The sequence below is a fragment of the Thermodesulfomicrobium thermophilum DSM 16697 genome (assembly GCF_059568695.1).
The window spans coordinates 35,987-53,506 of sequence record NZ_JCANTW010000001.1 but is presented as its reverse complement, the minus strand read 5'-3'; the positions used below and the strand labels follow the sequence as shown (position 1 = coordinate 53,506).

General features: G+C 63.3%; 18 protein-coding genes and 1 pseudogene. 9 read left to right on the top strand and 10 right to left on the bottom strand.

Going from position 1 to position 17,520, the window contains the following annotated elements; all coding sequences use genetic code 11:
* Window positions 1-6: 6 nt before the first annotated feature.
* From BR00_RS00290 to dapA, 3 genes and pseudogenes are all read left to right on the top strand, one after another.
* A pseudogene (locus BR00_RS00290) lies at window positions 7-684 on the top strand (UshA-like (seleno)protein family 2); the annotation flags it as partial.
* Window positions 685-757: 73 nt separating this feature from the next.
* A complete protein-coding gene (dapF, locus tag BR00_RS00285) occupies window positions 758-1,576 on the top strand; it encodes a diaminopimelate epimerase (RefSeq protein ID WP_496475629.1) in 819 nt (272 codons plus the stop codon).
* A 33-nt stretch (window positions 1,577-1,609) separates the two neighbouring features.
* Window positions 1,610-2,488, top strand: coding sequence for a 4-hydroxy-tetrahydrodipicolinate synthase (gene dapA / locus BR00_RS00280; protein WP_496475628.1), 879 nt, complete (start codon window positions 1,610-1,612; stop codon window positions 2,486-2,488).
* Window positions 2,489-2,520: 32 nt separating this feature from the next.
* Here the strand turns inward: dapA and pyrR are convergent, their stop codons facing one another.
* Window positions 2,521-3,051, bottom strand: coding sequence for a bifunctional pyr operon transcriptional regulator/uracil phosphoribosyltransferase PyrR (pyrR, locus tag BR00_RS00275; RefSeq protein ID WP_496475627.1), 531 nt, complete (start codon window positions 3,049-3,051; stop codon window positions 2,521-2,523).
* Between the two features lie 70 nt (window positions 3,052-3,121).
* Between pyrR and BR00_RS00270 the strand changes: the two genes are divergently transcribed.
* The 3 genes from BR00_RS00270 to BR00_RS00260 are packed head-to-tail and all read left to right on the top strand — an operon-like array spanning window position 3,122 to window position 5,931.
* On the top strand, window positions 3,122-4,273 hold the full coding sequence (locus BR00_RS00270; protein ID WP_496475626.1) for an SPFH domain-containing protein: 1,152 nt from the start codon (window positions 3,122-3,124) through the stop codon (window positions 4,271-4,273).
* 12 nt (window positions 4,274-4,285) lie between these two features.
* Window positions 4,286-4,735, top strand: a complete 450-nt coding sequence (locus BR00_RS00265) for a PPC domain-containing DNA-binding protein (protein ID WP_496475625.1) — start codon at window positions 4,286-4,288, stop codon at window positions 4,733-4,735.
* Window positions 4,732-5,931, top strand: coding sequence for a hypothetical protein (locus BR00_RS00260; protein WP_496475624.1), 1,200 nt, complete (start codon window positions 4,732-4,734; stop codon window positions 5,929-5,931). The genes BR00_RS00265 and BR00_RS00260 overlap by 4 nt, the downstream gene beginning before the upstream one ends.
* A gap of 294 nt (window positions 5,932-6,225) precedes the next feature.
* Here BR00_RS00260 and BR00_RS00255 read toward each other — a convergent pair whose 3' ends face one another.
* From BR00_RS00255 to BR00_RS00245, 3 genes are read right to left on the bottom strand one after another with little or no spacing between them, the layout of a single operon-like run.
* Window positions 6,226-8,208 carry a monovalent cation:proton antiporter family protein gene (locus tag BR00_RS00255; RefSeq protein WP_496475623.1) on the bottom strand — a complete coding sequence of 661 codons (1,983 nt, stop codon included), beginning with the start codon at window positions 8,206-8,208 and terminating at the stop codon, window positions 6,226-6,228.
* Window positions 8,209-8,241: 33 nt separating this feature from the next.
* Window positions 8,242-8,772, bottom strand: a complete 531-nt coding sequence (locus BR00_RS00250) for a DUF6691 family protein (RefSeq protein WP_496475622.1) — start codon at window positions 8,770-8,772, stop codon at window positions 8,242-8,244.
* 1 nt (window position 8,773) lies between these two features.
* Window positions 8,774-9,514 (bottom strand): YeeE/YedE thiosulfate transporter family protein, encoded by a 741-nt coding sequence (locus BR00_RS00245; RefSeq protein WP_496475621.1) that lies wholly within the window; start codon window positions 9,512-9,514, stop codon window positions 8,774-8,776.
* Window positions 9,515-10,013: 499 nt separating this feature from the next.
* Between BR00_RS00245 and BR00_RS00240 the strand changes: the two genes are divergently transcribed.
* The 3 genes from BR00_RS00240 to BR00_RS00230 all read left to right on the top strand — a co-directional run bounded on the left by BR00_RS00240 (window position 10,014) and on the right by BR00_RS00230 (window position 12,682).
* Complete coding sequence (locus tag BR00_RS00240; protein WP_496475620.1) at window positions 10,014-10,439, top strand: periplasmic heavy metal sensor; 426 nt, start codon at window positions 10,014-10,016, stop codon at window positions 10,437-10,439.
* Window positions 10,440-10,830: 391 nt separating this feature from the next.
* Complete coding sequence (locus BR00_RS00235) at window positions 10,831-11,328, top strand: hypothetical protein (RefSeq protein ID WP_496475619.1); 498 nt, start codon at window positions 10,831-10,833, stop codon at window positions 11,326-11,328.
* 19 nt (window positions 11,329-11,347) lie between these two features.
* Window positions 11,348-12,682, top strand: a complete 1,335-nt coding sequence (locus BR00_RS00230; protein ID WP_496475618.1) for a 4Fe-4S binding protein — start codon at window positions 11,348-11,350, stop codon at window positions 12,680-12,682.
* A gap of 92 nt (window positions 12,683-12,774) precedes the next feature.
* Here the strand turns inward: BR00_RS00230 and hisA are convergent, their stop codons facing one another.
* The 6 genes from hisA to guaA all read right to left on the bottom strand — a co-directional run bounded on the left by hisA (window position 12,775) and on the right by guaA (window position 17,517).
* Window positions 12,775-13,530 (bottom strand): 1-(5-phosphoribosyl)-5-[(5-phosphoribosylamino)methylideneamino]imidazole-4-carboxamide isomerase, encoded by a 756-nt coding sequence (gene hisA, locus BR00_RS00225; protein ID WP_496475617.1) that lies wholly within the window; start codon window positions 13,528-13,530, stop codon window positions 12,775-12,777.
* Window positions 13,531-13,539: 9 nt separating this feature from the next.
* The gene (locus BR00_RS00220; RefSeq protein WP_496475616.1) at window positions 13,540-14,166 is read right to left on the bottom strand and encodes a hypothetical protein; all 627 of its coding nucleotides are present in this window, start codon (window positions 14,164-14,166) and stop codon (window positions 13,540-13,542) included.
* The gene (hisB, locus tag BR00_RS00215; protein ID WP_496475615.1) at window positions 14,163-14,753 is read right to left on the bottom strand and encodes an imidazoleglycerol-phosphate dehydratase HisB; all 591 of its coding nucleotides are present in this window, start codon (window positions 14,751-14,753) and stop codon (window positions 14,163-14,165) included. Before hisB ends, BR00_RS00220 begins: the two co-directional genes overlap by 4 nt.
* Window positions 14,750-15,481 carry a twin-arginine translocase subunit TatC gene (gene tatC / locus BR00_RS00210; RefSeq protein ID WP_496475656.1) on the bottom strand — a complete coding sequence of 244 codons (732 nt, stop codon included), beginning with the start codon at window positions 15,479-15,481 and terminating at the stop codon, window positions 14,750-14,752. The genes hisB and tatC overlap by 4 nt, the downstream gene beginning before the upstream one ends.
* A gap of 134 nt (window positions 15,482-15,615) precedes the next feature.
* Window positions 15,616-15,963, bottom strand: coding sequence for a Sec-independent protein translocase protein TatB (gene tatB / locus BR00_RS00205; RefSeq protein ID WP_496475614.1), 348 nt, complete (start codon window positions 15,961-15,963; stop codon window positions 15,616-15,618).
* A gap of 12 nt (window positions 15,964-15,975) precedes the next feature.
* Entirely contained in the window at window positions 15,976-17,517 is a 1,542-nt protein-coding gene (gene guaA, locus BR00_RS00200; RefSeq protein WP_496475613.1) for a glutamine-hydrolyzing GMP synthase, read from the bottom strand.
* Window positions 17,518-17,520: the final 3 nt, after the last annotated feature.

Below are 17,520 nucleotides of genomic sequence, written 5' to 3'. Positions count from 1 at the left end.
CATACCCTCGGCGGGCTGGCCCGGCGGGCCACCATCTTTCACGAGCGTCCCGATGCCGTGCGCATCGCTGGAGCGCATGAATTCTTGGGTGAAAGCGCCCCAGAGCCAGCGCACCTGCACCGTCTCGCTCAGGCGTTTGCGCGCCTGAGCTACGACCTCGTGGCCGTCACCCCCACCGAAGACGAGGCCCTCCGCACCGCCAAGGTAAATCTCTCCCGCCAGGTGTTTGGGGCAGCGCCTGCGCTTTTCTTGCGCAAAACTCCCGAAGGCACGCTCGCCATCATCCTTTTTCCGGCAATGCCGGGAACTGACCGCCACGACGACGCCACCTTCCGCATGGCCCAAAGGGCACGCCACAAGGCCGGCGTGGTCATCGGGGTTTCCCCCTGGGGGGCGGACGCGGAAGAGGCCTGGCTCACGGCCCACCCCGAGGCCCTGGACATCCTGCTGGGCGCGGGGCCTGGCCCTGGCTCCGGTGGACTTTTCGTCGGCAACGGCGCCACCGTGTGGATGCGCCCCTACGCTGACGGCAAGACCATGGGAGAAATCCGCATCCAAAAGTTTCCGCCTGCAGGGACCAAAGCCACCTGGAGGCCCGGAGACAACATTTCCGCCACGGCCATCCCCCTCACCCACTTCGTGGCAGACGACCCAGAGATCACCGCCATTGTCACCGCGCCGTAATCAATCAGGGCGTCCCGTGCCGTCCCTTGTTTTTCTTTCCTTTTTCCTCTAACCCCTCGTGCCAGAGGCACTCATGAAGACGATTCCATTTTATAAGATGCATGGCAGCGGCAACGACTTCATCCTCCTGGACAACCGCGAACTGGCATTGCCCCCCGAAGTCATGCCCCTCTGGGCCAAGGCCCTGTGTCGGCGCGCCTTTTCCGTGGGCGCCGACGGGCTCATCGTCCTGGAGCCGGCAGACGCGGGCGCCGACGTACGCTGGCATTTCTTCAATGCCGACGGCTCCCGGGCGGAGATGTGCGGCAACGGTTCCCGCTGCGCCGCGGCCTTGGCCTACCGGCTGGGCATGGCACCGGCCACGTTGACCTTGGCCACCGACGCCGGTCCGGTGCGCGCCCAGGTCTTTGCCGAAACCGACGAAGTGCAGGTGCAGCTCACCGAACTCAAAGACCGGAAACTGGACATGGCGCTTGACGTGGACGGCACGACCGTAACGGTCCACTTTGCCAACACCGGCGTTCCCCACGCCGTGGTTTTGGTCCCCGATGTGGCGGCGGTGGACGTGGCCCACATGGGCCGAGCCCTGCGTTTCCACCCGGCATTCGCCCCGGCGGGCACCAACGCCAACTTCGCCCAAGTGATCGACCGAGGACGGCTGCTCCTCCGCACGTACGAGCGCGGCGTGGAGGCCGAGACCTATGCCTGCGGCACCGGCGCGGCAGCCACGGCCGCGGTGGCCCATGCCTTGGGGCTGACCGACGATACCGTGCGCCTCACCACCTCCGGAGGCGAGGAACTGGGGGTCACGGTGCGCGGAAACCAACTCCAACTGCGGGGCAAGGCGGTCTTTGTCTTTCGCGGGGAGCTGCCCGCACCGCCCACGCCATAACCCCAACCCCACGTGCCAAAGGGAGGCAGGAACATGGAATTCAAAGGAGCGTTCACCGCCCTGGTCACGCCGTTTTCCCAGGGCCGCGTCGACGAAGAGGCCTACCGTAATCTCATCGAATGGCAGATCGAGCAGGGCATCCATGGCGTGGTCCCCTGCGGCACCACCGGCGAGTCCGCCACCTTGAGTCACGAGGAACACAAGCGGGTCATCCGCATCTGCGTAGAGCAGGTGCGCGGCCGGGTGCCGGTGCTCGCCGGGGCGGGCTCCAACAACACCTCCGAAGCCGTGGAGCTGGCCCGCTTCGCCAAGGAAGCCGGGGCCGACGGGGCGCTGCTCATCACCCCGTACTACAACAAGCCCACCCAAGAAGGCCTCTACCAACACTTCCGACGCATCGCCCAGGAAGTGCCCATGCCCTACGTACTCTACAACGTGCCCGGCCGCACCGCTACCAATCTGCTGCCCGCCACCGTGGCCCGTCTGGCGAGAGACATCCCGGAGGTCATCGGCATCAAGGAGGCCACCGGCGACCTCAATCAGGTCTCCCAGGTGCTGGAGCTATGCGGACCGGACTTTCAGGTGCTCTCCGGGGATGATTTCACTGTGCTGCCGCTTCTTTCCATCGGCGGATGCGGCGTCATCTCCGTGGTGTCCAACATCGTGCCCGCCAAGATGAGTGGTCTGTGCGCCGCCTGGCAGCGGGGCGACATCGCTCAGGCCCGCAGCTACCACTTTGAGCTGGCGGCGTACGCCCGTATGATGTTCCTGGAGACCAACCCCATCCCGGTGAAGACCGCCCTCTCCATGATGGGCAAGATCCAATTGGAATTGCGCCTGCCCTTGGTGCCCATGAACGAGGTCCACACAGGCCAGATGCGCGACTTTCTGACTGAAAAAGGACTGCTATGAAACGCGCAGGAGCAAGCCCGGCGGCACTCCGCCTACGAGGCTTGCTCCAACAGCACCATGTCTTCGCCGTCACGCTCGGCCGTGAGCACGTTCACCTGCTCCCGCCGGGCGGTGTCCAGACGCTTGCCCACCCAATCGGCGTGGATGGGGAGTTCCCGGTGCCCCCGGTCCACCAACACCGCCAGCTTCACCGCCCGGGGGCGGCCGAAATCCAGCAGGGCCTCCAGGGCGGCGCGGGTGGTGCGGCCGGTAAAGAGCACGTCGTCCACCAGCACGACGATCTTGTCTTCCAAGGGAAAGTCGATGTGGGTGGCGTTGATGGACGGCGCTGCCTCGGTGGTGGTCCAGTCGTCCCGGTAGAGGTTGATGTCGAGCTCCCCGCAGGGCACTGGGACACCGCTTTTGGCCGACAGGATCCGGGCCAAGCGCGCAGCCAAGTCCACGCCGCGCCGCTGCACGCCCACCAGGGCCAAATCCCCAGGATCCACATGTTCCAGGATTTGGTAGGCCAAGCGCTCCACGGTGCGGGCCATCTCTTGAGCTGTCATCAAAATTTTTCGCATACCGCCTCCTGGAAAGGGGCTTAGAGGCAAGGCTCTCCCCTGACAAGAGGCAAATGCCACGGAGGATGCCATGGGAACCAACAATGTGGTGTTTCTGGAACTCATCGAATGGATGGACGACACGGGCCAGGACATCGCTCGTCGCTTTCCCCAGGAAGGCTCGGGGGAGATCAAGTTCGGCGCTCAGCTCATCGTGCGCGAATCCCAACGCGGCGTCTTTTTCTACAACGGCAAGGCGGTGCACGTCTTCGATCCCGGCCGCCATACCCTGAAGACCGCCAACATCCCCATCCTCAACAAGATCATGGGCATCCCCTGGGGTCTGACGAGCCCCTTACGCGCCGAGGCCTACATCGTCTCCACCCGCATCTTTCCCAACCTGCGCTGGGGCACCCGCGAGCCCGTGGCCTTCAAGGACACCGAATTCGGCCTCATCCGCCTGCGCGCCTACGGGGTATTCAACATCCAGGTGGTGCAGCCGCTGCTCTTCATCAACTCTCTGGTAGGCACCATGCCTTCTTTCGGCGTCACCGACGTGGCCGACTATCTCGGGCGGGTCATCGTCTCCCGTTTCAACGACTTCATGGGTGAGGAGCTCAAGACCATTCTGGAACTCCCCGGCCGCTACGACGAGTGGTCCGAAGGGCTCACCCAGCGCCTGCGCCAAGACTTCGCCCGCTTCGGCCTGGCCCTCGATCAGCTCTACATCAATGCCGTCACTCCGCCGCCCGAAGTACAAAAGGCCATGGACGACCGCACCAAGCTCGGCATGTTCGGCGACATGAACCGCTACATGCAGCTCAAGGCCGCAGCCGCCCTGGAAAAAGCAGCGCAAAACCAAGGCAGTGCGGGCGAATCCATGGGTATGGGCGTAGGCTTCATGATGCCGTCTCTCATGGCCCAGTTCATGGGCGCAGCCATGCAGCAGCCCCAAGGCGCCCCGCAAGCCTCCCCAAACACCCCGGGCCTCAGCTGCCCCGACTGCCACGCCCCCATCCGCCCGGAAGACCGCTTCTGCCCGGCCTGCGGACACCAATTGGTGGTGTTTACCCAATGCGCCCACTGCGGCAAAAACCTCACCCCGGGGGCCCGGTTCTGCCCGCGCTGCGGGGAAAAGGTGGAAGCCCAGGTCCCACAAAGCCGCCACTGCGGCCATTGTGGCGGCGAGAACCTGCCGGATGCCCGTTTCTGCAACCATTGCGGCGAACGCCTGCAGCCTTGATGGGAGGATCCAATGCAATACGCCGTTGGACACGTGGGCCGCGTGCTGGTGGCCCGATTCGAAGACCACGACGACATCCTCGCCGGCCTCACGGACATCGCCCGGCGGGAAAACATCCGCGCCGCAGTGATCCATCTGGTGGGCGGCGTGCGCCAAGGAGGTGTTGTGGTGGGGCCTCAAGACGACGCCCAGATGCCACCGGAACCCATCTGGCGGCAGGTGACCGAAAGCCACGAATGCGTGGGCACGGGCACCATATTCTGGGATAATGGCGAGCCCAAGGTGCATCTCCACATGGCATTGGGCAAAAAAGACACCGTCACCGTGGGCTGCCTGCGCAAGGACTCGGCCACGTTCGTGGTGCTGGAGGCCATTCTTCTGGAAATCGTGGGGACCCCTGCCCGGCGTGAGCTCGACCCCGCCACCGGCCTCGCCCTTTTGCGCGTGGATGCCGTCTCATGAATCCAGGGGCACTGGAGCATGCCTGCCCCCAATGCGGGGCGCCCGTGGAGCTTGCGGACACCGCTGCCCTCTTCGACTGCCCGTTTTGCCGGGCGCGGCTCGCCATCGTCCATGGCGGCGCCCCTGCGCTGTATCTTCCTGCACACACAGAGGCCGAGACCGCAGTCTACCTCCCTTACTGGCGGCTGCGCGGCATCGTACTCTCCGCGGACATCCCCGGGGTGCGCGGCCGCCTCTTCGACGCATCCTTGGCCGCGCATCAAATTCCCAATGCCCCCGCCACGTTGGGACTGCGGCCCCAGGCCATGACGCTGCGTTTCGTGGAGCCCCACACCCCAGGAGTCTTCCTGGCCCCCACGGCCAGCGCCTCGGCCCTGCGCCGCGCCCAGACCGCAGGGGAGGGGCGCATCAGCGCCTGCCTGGCGGAATCCACCTCGCTGGTGTTCTTACCGGTCACCGCCCAAAGCGGCCGGCTGGTGGACGGAATCTCCGGCGACGACCTGGGGCCTGCCCCCGAAGTTCTTGCATCTCCCGAGCAAAGCTACACCCCAACCCTCTCCTTCCAAGCCGCCCTCTGCCCCCAATGCGCCTTTGAGCTGGCTGGAGACGCCGCAAGCCGCGTGCAGCTCTGCCACCATTGCCAAACAGTATGGGAAGTGACGCCCCAGGGTATTGCCCCATGCACCGCACGTTTCGCCCCCCGCGCCGAAGACGCCGTGGATGTCTGGCTCCCCTTCTGGTCCATGGAGGTGCGCACCACGGGGTTCTCGCTCCAAACCTGGGCCGATCTGGTGGAGCTTGCCGGCCTTCCCCGGGTGGTGCAGCCGTGGATGCGCTCCCGCGCCTTCCAGTTCCGTATCCCGGCCTTCAAAATCCGTCCGGAGCTTTTCGTCCAGCTTACCCAACAGACGAGCCTCAGCCCTCTTGCGGCAGAGCCACCAGAAAAACTCCCTCCCGAGCCCCTCTTTCCAGTCACTCTCGCGCCGCAGGAAGCGGCGCGCATCCTGGCCGTGGCCCTGGTGGCCTTATCTCCCGCCCGCAAACGCCTCTTCGAGCATATCCGCGGCGGCCGTATCCAGCCGGTCGCCTACGCCGTGGAATACCTGCCCTTTGTGCGCACGCCCACCGAGCTCCTCCAGCTGGACCTCAACTTCGCCCTGCCCGTCTCGGCCCTCACCTGGGCGCGGAGTCTCTAGCGCTCCTTTCCCCCTCTTTTGGCCACGTTGCCTTGGAAGCGCAGGGCAAACGCGTCTGCCTTGCCGACACTGCCTGCTCAATGCATGGAATCCCCAGAACCATGCGTGGCTGATCCCGGATGGGCTTAGGAGGGGCCCACATCCCCGCGCCCCCCACTGACGGACGATTGTGGACGCGCCCTCGGCGCAGCAACCTGCCTGCCACAGCGAGGACATCGTTGGGCCTCACGCGGCAGCAGGGCGTCACAGGCAGGACAGCTGGTCCCCTTTTTGAGAAAAAGCCGGCGCAGCATCTCAATGAGAAGCATCGTCTCCTCCTGGGGAGCGGAAAAGCGGCAGCGCTTCGCTCACGGCATCAAGACTCCCCACCAAATACACCACATCCCCGACGGCAAACCGCCAATCCGCCCCAGGCGCCAGAATGTCCTCCTGCCCCCGACGCACCGCCGCCACGGTCACGCCGTGGCGCTGCCGCAAGGCACTCTCCGCCAGGGTGCTCCCCTCCACAAACGATCCAGGCTCCACGCGCACGGCCGTGACGTCCAGGGTGGAACACGCGCCCCCCGCAGGACATGAGGTGGCAACACGCTGCGGGGCGCGCAAATCGGCGTAGCCCTGGGCCCGAAATCGGCGCTCCAATCGGGCGATGTCGTCGAGAGGCACCATATAGGCGGCGAGCACCCGCACCAGGACCTCGATGGCCGACTCGTATTCCTCCACCACAACATCCTGGGCCCCTGCCGCCAAGAGCGGCTCGATCTCCGCCACGTAGCGCGTACGCACCACCAGATGAATCCCAGGGTGGAGCTGTCGGGCCACCATCACGGCCCGCTGTACTGCCGCCGGATCGGACACGAGGATGGCCATGGCTCGCGCCTCTTCGATGTTCCAATGGGAAAGCACCGCCGGCTGCGTGATATCCCCAAAGGCGATGGGCACTCCCTTGGCGCGCTCCCGGCGCACGGTCTCGGGGTTCATCTCCAAGACCACGTAGGGGATGCCGGATTCTTGGGCCACCTGGGCCACATACCGACCGCCGATGCCGTATCCCGCGATGACGAGGTGGTCGCGGAGCTTGGATTTGGGCCCCGAAGAACTGGAGGCCGCTCCGGAACTGTCCGTCAAACGCGCCCCCAAGCGGGGAAGCCAGGCAATAAGCGTGGGGGTGATGGCCATGGATAAGATGGCCACAGAAAGAAAGATTTGAAATTCAGTGACCCCCAAAAGCCCGTGCTGCATGCCGACGCCCGCGAGCACGAAGGAAAACTCCCCGATTTGAAAAAGGGCGAGGCCTGCCAGCAGGGCGGTCCGTAGCGGATAGCGCAAACAAAGGCCCGCCACACACCCCGCCGCCACCTTGAGGACAAGCAACGCCCCCAAAAGTCCCAAGATCAACGCCCACGAGGAGACAAACACCCGAGTGTCGAAAAGCATGCCCACGGACATGAAAAAGACGCTGGTAAAGACGTCCCGGAAGGGCACGATGGCATCCACCACCGAGTGGCTCACCTCGGAGTCGCTCACCACCAAACCTGCCAAAAACGCTCCTAGGGAAAGCGAGAGCCCCAAATACCCCGTGGCCCAGGCAATGCCCAAGCACAGGGCAAGCACACTCAAGAGCAAAAGCTCACGACTGCGCGCCGCCGCCACCCGCACCAAGAGCCAACGCACCACAAAACGGCCACCCACCAGGACCAAGCCCCCCACCGCAAGCGTCTTGACGCCCACGCCCAGCAAGGCCTGTCCCGGATCGCCGACAATACCGGCGAGGATAGGGATGGCAATCATCATCGGGGCCACAGCGATATCTTGAAAAAGCAAAATCCCCACCACGATGCGGCCGTGGGGGGCGCTCATCTGGGCGCAATCCCCCAATCCCTTGAGGACGATGGCCGTACTGGAAAGCGCCACCAGAAAGCCCGCCAGCAAGGCCGTATTCCACGGCACCGAAGCCCCCCAAAGGGGCGTGAACACCCCCAGCACGCACAAAAGCACATATACCGTCCCCCCCACGAAAATCAGGCGGGCAAAACGGCGTACCTCATCCAGGGAGAGCTCCAACCCAATGACAAAAAGAAGAAGGATAATGCCGAGTTCCGCAAACAGCTCCACCTCGTGGGTGTCCGCGATCCAGCCTAGACCATGGGGGCCCGCCAGCATCCCGGCCGCAAGCATAGCCACCACGGGAGGCACCCGCAGCCGGTGCCCCACCAGCAAAAAGCCGCATGCAAGGCCGAAAAGCCCCGCTTCATGAGAAAGGAAGCGCAGATGTTCCACAAACTCTCTCCCACCCAAAGAAGCAGAGCAGCCCTAGAGTCCTTTTTTTTCAAACCATCGAAAGAGAAACGCAACCGCCACGAGAAAAACGCCGATCACCACCCACGACGAGGCGCCCAGCGTCCCTGGCAGGCCGATCTTTCCATAATCCGCCCAGGAGAGCACCGAGTCCTTCAGCAACGGGTACAACTCCGCATAGAGAGCAGCGCCCGTCAGCATGCCGGCGATGGCGAAAAGCGCGTGCCAGCGCCCTTCCCCCAGCGCGCCCACCGCCGTGCCTGGGCAATAGCCCATCACAGCCCAGCCCACGCCAAAGAGCGCGCCACCCACCACCACGCCCCCTACGTTCATGGCCTTGTGGCTCAAAGTAATGAGCCCGGCAGATGACAGAGCCGCGATCCCCACCATCCCCACGGCAATGGCGGAGAGCATGAACTTGAGGATCGTCATGTCTTGAAGCAGCATGGCACTCACCTGCTTCTCAAAGCGCAGCACCCGGCCTTTCTGCAGCAAAAATCCAAAGACGAAACCAGTACCCAGGCCCAATATCTGATCGATGTTCATGCTACTTCCTCCGGTAGATCAGCGACGCCACAACCACACCCACGCCAAAAAACATGGCCAAGGCCACAAAGGCGCTCATCGAGAGCTGCATCATGCCGCTCAATCCATGGCCACTGGGGCACCCGCTGGCCATGCGCGCCCCGAACATGGCCACCACGCCCCCTACGAAGGCTCCCACGGCACGCTTGGCCGCGGACGGACCAAAGCGGTCTCTCCAGATGGGCGGCACCCATTCGTGACGAAAACTCCCGTCCAAACGAGAGGCCACGAGCGCGCCGAAAAAGATCCCGACCACCATCATGAACTGCCAGTCCACGCGCACCTTGGTCTTGGCAAAGTAGGCGTTCTGCTCCACGTGGGTTTCGTCGATCTGCTTTTCCAGAATGCCCGCGGCACGAACAAACGTGGTGGACGCCCCGAGATAGTGGGTTTTCTCCATCCACGCCGTGGTCGCGTACGCGGAAATGATGGCCAAAACACCTACCAATGCCCCGGCCAGATACGGACTCCACCCTCCGTCGCCATGTCTTCGTGCCATGCCGCTCCTCCTCTGCTGCAGGAATCTGAAAAAAACTTCTCCTCTGGACGCCGTGTGCCTTTCCGCAGCGAGGGCGTCTTGAACGGCATACGCCAATTGGGACAATAAAAGCAATGCCAAGCTGCCGCCCCCTTGTGCCCATCCAGGCCCCCAAGCAGCGCTGTTCAGCCATTTCTCCTTAACAAAGTATCCCACCGCGACCATATCCTAAATAAACTAGAGCTAGAGAAAAAAACGTGTAGTATGTTGTGGGGAAAAGAAGAGGGCACCCAAGGATGCACATTGATCACCCAAAGCGAACCATCTCTTTGGCGTTCAGAACGATCTTGGCCACCGACGTACTCTTCCGTGTTCCTGTGCCTGGCCAACCCGGCTGGAGCGGGCCTAGAAAGCGCTCTTATCCGCAACCTCAAAAAAAATACCCGCAAGCAGATCACCACCGCTCCAATCCCAAACTCATGGCATCCTGAGATGGATATTTTTCAACCATACTGACCGGAGCTTCTGAGAAATTTTTTTCCGCTGTGGCCAATACTACCGCGCAAACCCGCATTCCACGCCGCATACGTGTTGGCACGTTCCTTGGATATAAGCAAAGTATCCTCTTCCTCTCAACCATTCAACTCAAGGAGATTACAACATGAAACGGACAAACAAGACTATCGCAACGATCGCCCTGTGAGCCCTCTTCGCAACTCCGGTATTGGCTGCCAACCAGGCAGCCCCCGGACAAGGTCCAGGGCACGATAACGCCAATATGGGCCAACGCATGGGACGCGGTGGCATGATGGGCATGATGGGACAAACACAGATCCCGCCGGAAAAGCAGGAGGCTTTTAACGCCCTGCTGGAAGCCCACCAAGCGGAAATGACCCCTTTGCAGGACGCCATGTGGGCCAAACACACCGAGCTGCGTGCTTTGGCCGCCAACCCCAACACCAAGCCTGAAACCATCCAGTCCCTGATCAAGGAACTCACCAATCTGCGGGCCCAGATGCGTAGCAAGCAAGAGGCCTTTCGCGCCAAGGTCAAAAGCGAACTTGGCATCACCCTGCTGCATGGCATGATGGGCGGCGGCATGATGGGCGGCGGCATGATGATGGACAAGGACGACGTCCCCACCAACTAAACCTTCTTCCTTCCCTCCTCCCCACAAAGTCCCGGAACTCCCTCCGGGACTTTGTCTTTGGCGGACCTTCATCTCCCGCTCCAACACACGCTGCCCCGCACATTTCTACGCCCTCGCCCCTCCTTGCAGCCCAGATTGTTCTGGCAAGTCACCTGCCCATAGCGCAACCCCAGATATTCGCCGCCTCCCATACCGGGATCGCTCCGGCAAGCGCCCGCACAATCTCCAAAAGCCGCCGCGCCTCCTTCCTCTTCGTCTTCATGAATACCTCTTCCATGTCTTCATGGGAGGCATTTCCATCGTCCCATCCAACGGTGACAAATCATTATCCGGCAACACCCAAAAAGCACTGTTCTTGACAGAAGCGGCGATCCCCCCGCAAACGTCCTTCATGCCATTTATGGACTATCTGCGCGCAGCGCCCCTGCCACATCTCACGGCCCTCAAGACCGTGGCCCTGGGTCTGGGGATCGATGTTTGGCTCAGTGAAGCCAGCGCCCTGCTGCGCCCCCTGCTCGCGGCCGCAGCAGGGTGGGTGGTGCTCCTGTGCCAGGCCGACGCCCTGTGCCGCTACCACGAATATCTGCGCCTGCGCCGGATGCTGGAACGCTACGGCTTTCACCCCCGCATCTTCACCCCCATGCTGGGTTCCCGCTGCCAACGCGACGCGGCCCTGCTCGCAGCAAGAAAAACCGGACACCTGGAGGCAGCCTGGGCCATGCTGCGCGCCCACGGATACCGGGCCTACCACCTCATCCCGGACAGCGTCCGCCGCGATCCGCACACCCTGCTGCGCCCCGCCTTTTGGCGCACGACCCTGCTCCCCCGGCGACGCAGCCGGGGACGAAACTCCACCGTTTTTGACCTGCGTCAAAGGCAAAATACGTAGAAGCACGCATCATCCCCCCATGCAGGCCAACGCATCGTCTCTCTCCTCCATGGGGCTGCGCGCCCTGAGTCTTGTGCTCGCCCTCCTGGCCGCCGCCCATTTCCTGCGCTGGAACGCCCCCGGGCAGGCAGCGGCATGCGCCACCCTGGGCCTTGCCGCGGCCCTCGCGCCGCGCCTGCTGCCGCGCCCCTTGGCGCTCCTGCTTTTTGCCGCGGGAGGCATCTTCTGGGCCCACTTGGGCATGGAGCTCGCCTTCATGCGCGCTGCCCAACATCTCCCGTGGCTGCGGCTTATCCTCATCATGGGCGGCGTGGGCCTTGCCTTTACTGCGGCGGCGGTCACCACTGCCCGCACCCGCGCCGGCGATATCTTCGGCCCCCTGGACGGCCCGGCATGGGCGAAAACCCTCGCCTTTGTCCTGGTGTGGGGAACCCTTCGCGTCGCACAGGCCAAGGCCCCCATGCCGCTCCTTCTGGGAGAGCGATTCCTGCCAGGGTCCGCCCCCTGGTGGGAGATCGCCTTCGGCCTCTACGCAGCTTGGGTCACCGGCGGCCTGCTCGGACCACGAGGGTCCACGCTTCGTGCCCGCATTTGGGCCCTTTTCAGCCTGGTGTTCTTTGGACAACTCTTCTTGGGACTTGCGGGATGGGGCATCTTCCTCATGACCGGCAATTTGCACCTGCCCATCCCTGCGCTCATCCTCGCCGGCCCGCTCTATCGGGGCCACGGGATTTTCATGCTGCTTCTTTTTGGCGCAAGCCTCCTGCTCGTGGGGCCGGCCTGGTGCAGCCATCTCTGCTACATCGGCGCCTGGGACCACACCATGGCGCGCCTGGGGCCCCAACGGCCACGCAAACTTCCGGCCTGGGCGTCCAAAGTGCGGACGGGAATCTTGGCGCTCACGATACTCGTCCCGGCAGTGCTGCGCGCCAGCGGCGCCTCCACGGGCACCGCGCTTCTTGGGGCAGGTCTCTTCGGCGTCGGCGGCGTAGCGGTCATGGTGCTGGCCTCCCGGCGTCTCGGCACCATGGTGCATTGCACCCTCTGGTGCCCCATGGGACTGGTAGCCAATCTGATGGGACGCCTCCTTCCCTGGCGCCTGCGCATCACCGCCGCCTGCACCCGTTGCGGCCGCTGCCTTCCCACCTGCCGCTACAGCGCGCTGAGCATTCAGGACCTCAAAAAAGGCCGACCCGCACTCACGTGCAGCCTGTGCGGCGACTGCGTGCGCGCCTGCCCTCACGGGGCCATGGAATACGCCTATCTTGGTCTCGCCCCCAAGACAGCTCGCCTGGCCTTCACCTGCCTGGCGGCGAGCCTGCACGCCGTGTTCCTGGCAGTCGCACGCATCTAGCATCTAAGGCGCCATCAGCCGCCTACTGCCTCGACGTCTGGGATCGGCCAGGGCAGCGAGGTGGCGCCGCACGCATTTCGGGCATCAGCCCCCTACTGCGGCGAAGATGCGCCAGCGCTTTCCTGGGCGGCAATCCAGGCCATGGCTTCCGCGAGGTCAAGAGTGCCCGTATAGATGGCCTTGCCGGTGACCGCGCCCTGAAGCCCCTGGGCGCACAAGGGATACAACCGCTGGATATCAACCAATGTCGTCACCCCGCCGGCAGCGATGACCGGCAGATGCGTCAGGGAAAGCAGCCGCGCATAGCACGACGGATCCACACCGCTTCCCGTGCCGTCGCGACTGATATCGGTGTACACCACGAAGGCCGCCCCCGCCGCCTCGAGGCGGGGGAGCACATCCTCCACCGTGAGCCCGGCGTCCGCCACCCAGCCCTTGGTCTTGAGCCGACCGTCGCGGGCGTCCAAGGAGACCCCGATACGGCCGGGAAATGCCGCGCAAAGCGCGGCGAAAAGCTCCGGGTCCTCCAGGGCGATGGTACCGATGATGAGCCGCGTGACCCCGGCATCGAAATAGGCCTGGGCCACTTCCCGGCTGCGGATGCCGCCGCCGAGTTGCACAGGGATGGATACCGCCGCACACAACCGGGCGATGAGGTCCCGATTCCGGGGTTCGCCGCTGAACGCCCCGTCCAAATCCACCACATGGAGCCAACGCGCCCCCTGGTCTTGCCAATGGAGCGCCATGGCCACCGGATCTTCGCCAAACACCGTCACCTGATGGGCCTCTCCCTGGCGCAGACGCACGCAGCGGCCGTCCTTGATATCCACCGCAGGAAAAACAATCATGCCAACCTCTTACAGCCCCAATTCCCGAAATCCTTGTGCCACGGCCTCCCGCGCCAACTCCACGGCAGAGAGCCACCGGCCCTGGCGGCGGGCAAACCTCCCCGCCAAGAAAAGATTTTCCACAAGCCCGCGCTGCTCTTCCTCATAATGAAAGCGCCGCACTGCGCCCGAGGCAGTCTCCACCACGTAGAGATCCAGAATCACGTGCGCAGGCCGGTCCACCCCCCACTCTCCACCGATGCGATCTTCCCACAAGAGCACGAAAGGGACGAGTACGAAATCCGCCTCGGCGCAGCGCCCCACCTCCTGCCAGTAACGCACGGCGCTGACGTGCCGCCCGTCCGTGCTCTGGGCCAGGACGCGCTCGCCACACCCCGCCACCGCCTGCGGCGTAACCACCGGGCGAGGACGTTTGGCCGCCTCTTCCAGCAGGATCCGGGTCAGCGCGGCCCGGTCCTCAGGGCGCATGACCACTTTTTCCTCAGGCAATACCCCGGCCAAGAGCTCCCAATCCGCCTGGGGCAGCACCGGAGCAGCCACCGCCATACGGGCGTTTTCCGGCATGGGCGGCATGGTGACTCGGGGCGCGCAAGCGGCAAGAAGGACAACGCCCAACAGCGCCATGATCTTTTTCATACGTCCAATCCTCCCTTGGTGCTGAGCACACCGGAGCGCTCCCGCCGCACGGCCTGACGCATGGCAAGACCCATGGCCTTGAACGCGGCTTCCAGCAGATGATGGGCATTGGCCCCGTAACAAAGCTCCACATGCAAATTGCAGCCCGCCCGAAAGGCGAGGCTCTTCCAAAACTCCCGCCACAAGTCGGCCTCTTCGCCCGCGACCATGGGCGGGAGAAGTTCCATTCCCCGCGCCACCAGATACGGCCGGCCGGAAAAATCCACCACCACCCGCGCTAGAGCCTCGTCCATGGGCACCAGGGCCGCCCCTACCCGGGCAATGCCGACCCGATCCCCCAAGGCCTCACGCATGGCGTCCCCCAGGCAGAGCCCCAGGTCTTCCACCGTATGGTGGGCATCGATGACGAGATCGCCCTCGGCACGCACCGAGAGATCAAACCCCGCCCAATGGGCCCACAAGGTGAGCATATGGTCGGCAAAAGCATAACCAGTGGCAACCGTCGCTTGGCCCTGACCATCGAGGCGAAGTTCCACCTCGATAGCGGTTTCCGTGGTGCGACGGCGGATATTGGCATGACGGGTCATGCGGCCTCCTCCTCAGGGATCGGTTTCTTCGTGCTAAAGAGATACGCTACCCAAATGCCGATCTCATAGAGCAGCATCAAAGGAGCAGCCATCAGGAGCTGCGAGACCACATCGGGCGGAGTGAGGATGGCGGCCACAATAAATGTGATCAACATCGCATACTTTTGTTTTTTACGCAGCCATTTGCCCGTCACGATGCCAAGGCGGGCCAGGAAAAAGATCACGAGAGGCAGTTCAAAGATCACCCCAAAGGCAATGAGCATCTGCACCGCAAAGCTGAAATACTCACTGAGGGAAGGCATGGGCTTGACGATATCCGTGGCGTAGCCCACAAAAAACTGAAACCCATAGGGAAAGACTACGAAATACCCAAAACACGCCCCCACAACAAAGAATATGGCGGACAACAAGGCAATGGGGATCAAATACTTGCGCTCTGATTCATAGAGTCCTGGCGCAACAAAGAGCCACATCTGATAAAACACGTACGGGCTCGCCACGAAAAATCCCGCTAATGCCGCGGTTTTGACGTAGGTAAAAAAGGCCTCTGGAAGGGCGGTATAGATGAGAGTCCCACCAGTAGGCAAAAGAACGTCCAAAAGCGGCCGCATGAGGAGATGAAAGAGATCTTCGGCAAAGGCGTAGCAGCCAAGAAATCCAATACCGATGGCAATGAAGCTCCGCACGAGCCGGTCGCGCAACTCCTCCAAATGCTGGGTGAAGGTCATCTCCGCATACCCAGCGGAGGCACCGTCCGCGCCGTCCTCCCCCGCGGAACGCTCTTCTTGGAGACTGGGAGACGGCTGGAGCTCCTCTTGGGGCAAGGCCGGTTCGCGGTCCTCTGCAGAGCGGTGGACCTCGCTCATGCCGTTTTCTCCTCCGTGATTGACGCCGCTGTGGCGGGCGCCGCTGCTTCGGGTGTCGCAGGGGCTGCGGTCGCGACAGGGGCTGAAGCCTCTGCCTCCGGGGCCCCTTGCTGCGGCGCCTTGCCATCCCCGAAAAGCTCTTTGCGGGCGGCCTCGGCCTTGGCCTTTTGCTCTGCGGCCTCGGCCTCCATCTCGATGGTGCGCTTGACGTCGGTGGTCACCCGCCGAAACTCACCCAAGGCCTTCCCGATGGACTTGGCCACATCCGGCAGTTTGGACGGCCCAAGGACAATGAGCGCCACCAACAGAATGACCAGAATCTCTGTGGAACCGATGCCAAACATACACGCTCCCCGTTATTCCCACTCAATGGTGCTCGGCGGTTTGGACGAGATGTCGTAGACTACACGATTGACGCCCTTGACCTCGTTGATGATGCGCGTGGACATACGTGCCAAAATTTCGCTGGGCAGCCGCGTCCAGTCCGCAGTCATGGCATCGAGAGAATCCACGATGCGCAAGGCCACCACATGCTCGTAGGTGCGTTCGTCCCCCATGACCCCGACGGTCTTCAAAGGCAGCAGCACGGCAAAGCCCTGCCATACCTTGGAATACCAACCGGATGCCGCAAGCTCGTGCTGCACGATACGATCCGCCTGACGCAGGATCTCCAAGCGTTCATGGGTGACTTCGCCGATGATGCGAATGGCCAGTCCAGGCCCCGGGAAGGGATGCCGCCAAATGATAAAATCCGGCAATCCCAGCTCCTGAGCCACCTTGCGCACCTCATCCTTGAAGAGCTCGCGCAGCGGCTCCACGAGCTCCAACGCCATGGTTTCCGGAAGTCCGCCCACGTTGTGATGACTCTTGATGACCGCCGAGGGGCCCTTGAAGCTCACGGACTCGATGACATCAGGATAGAGAGTGCCTTGTGCCAAGAAGCGCACGCCTTCGATCTTACGCGCCTCGGCCTCGAACACCTCGATAAAGGTATGGCCGATGATCTTGCGTTTGCGCTCCGGATCTTCCACGCCCGCCAGGCGGGAAAGAAACGTCTCCTGCGCCTGCACGTAGTGGAGATTCAAGTCGAAATGGCGCTGCAAATAGCCGATGACTTCATCCCCTTCCCCGGCACGCAAAAGCCCGTTGTCCACAAAGATGCAATGCAGGCGCTTGCCGATGGCGCGGGACAGCAGCACCGCCGCCACCGTGGAGTCGATGCCGCCGGACAGACCGCAGACCACCTGGGCGTCGCCAATGCGCTCTTTGGCCGCACGGATGGCCTCCTCCACGAACGAGGCCATGGTCCAGGAGGCGGAGAGTCCTGCCACCTCGAAGAGGAAGTTGCGCAGGATATCGCTCCCCCGCTCGGAGTGGGCCACCTCGGGATGGAACTGCAAGGCGTACAGACGGCGCTCCATGCACGCCATGGAGGCGACCGCCACCGCCGGCGTGCTGGCGGCCACGACAAACCCCGGCGGCACCTGAAGCACGGTATCGCCATGGGACATCCACACCGTAAGCGGCTGTTCTTCGATGCCGGCCCACAGCGGACACGAGGCCGCGAAAGAGAGCTCGCTGCGGCCGTACTCCCGGTCCGTGGCAGGGGTCACCTGTCCACCCAAGAGTTTGGCCATGAGCTGCATGCCGTAGCAGATGCCGAGCACCGGCACGCCCATCTCGAACACGTGCGGGTCGATGGTCGGCGCATCCGGCGCATGGACCGAGGCCGGCCCGCCGGAAAGGATGATGGCCGCGGGGTGCATGGCGGCGATCTCCGCCAAAGAAACCGTGCACGGATGAATCTCCGAATACACCCCGGCTTCACGCACCCGCCGGGCAATGAGCTGGGTATATTGGGAGCCAAAATCAATGATGACAACTTTCTGCATATCCATGCC

What these genes read in the sequence shown, in the direction of transcription:
- dapF (WP_496475629.1), top strand. Translation starts at nt 758, where the DNA reads ATGAAGACGATTCCATTTTATAAGATGCATGGCAGCGGCAACGACTTC.
- dapA (WP_496475628.1), top strand. Translation starts at nt 1,610, where the DNA reads ATGGAATTCAAAGGAGCGTTCACCGCCCTGGTCACGCCGTTTTCCCAG.
- pyrR (WP_496475627.1), bottom strand. Translation starts at nt 3,051, where the DNA reads ATGCGAAAAATTTTGATGACAGCTCAAGAGATGGCCCGCACCGTGGAG.
- BR00_RS00270 (WP_496475626.1), top strand. Translation starts at nt 3,122, where the DNA reads ATGGGAACCAACAATGTGGTGTTTCTGGAACTCATCGAATGGATGGAC.
- BR00_RS00265 (WP_496475625.1), top strand. Translation starts at nt 4,286, where the DNA reads ATGCAATACGCCGTTGGACACGTGGGCCGCGTGCTGGTGGCCCGATTC.
- BR00_RS00260 (WP_496475624.1), top strand. Translation starts at nt 4,732, where the DNA reads ATGAATCCAGGGGCACTGGAGCATGCCTGCCCCCAATGCGGGGCGCCC.
- BR00_RS00250 (WP_496475622.1), bottom strand. Translation starts at nt 8,772, where the DNA reads ATGAACATCGATCAGATATTGGGCCTGGGTACTGGTTTCGTCTTTGGA.
- BR00_RS00245 (WP_496475621.1), bottom strand. Translation starts at nt 9,514, where the DNA reads ATGGTCGCGGTGGGATACTTTGTTAAGGAGAAATGGCTGAACAGCGCT.
- BR00_RS00235 (WP_496475619.1), top strand. Translation starts at nt 10,831, where the DNA reads ATGCCATTTATGGACTATCTGCGCGCAGCGCCCCTGCCACATCTCACG.
- BR00_RS00230 (WP_496475618.1), top strand. Translation starts at nt 11,348, where the DNA reads ATGCAGGCCAACGCATCGTCTCTCTCCTCCATGGGGCTGCGCGCCCTG.
- hisA (WP_496475617.1), bottom strand. Translation starts at nt 13,530, where the DNA reads ATGATTGTTTTTCCTGCGGTGGATATCAAGGACGGCCGCTGCGTGCGT.
- BR00_RS00220 (WP_496475616.1), bottom strand. Translation starts at nt 14,166, where the DNA reads ATGAAAAAGATCATGGCGCTGTTGGGCGTTGTCCTTCTTGCCGCTTGC.
- hisB (WP_496475615.1), bottom strand. Translation starts at nt 14,753, where the DNA reads ATGACCCGTCATGCCAATATCCGCCGTCGCACCACGGAAACCGCTATC.
- tatC (WP_496475656.1), bottom strand. Translation starts at nt 15,481, where the DNA reads ATGACCTTCACCCAGCATTTGGAGGAGTTGCGCGACCGGCTCGTGCGG.
- tatB (WP_496475614.1), bottom strand. Translation starts at nt 15,963, where the DNA reads ATGTTTGGCATCGGTTCCACAGAGATTCTGGTCATTCTGTTGGTGGCG.
- guaA (WP_496475613.1), bottom strand. Translation starts at nt 17,517, where the DNA reads ATGGATATGCAGAAAGTTGTCATCATTGATTTTGGCTCCCAATATACC.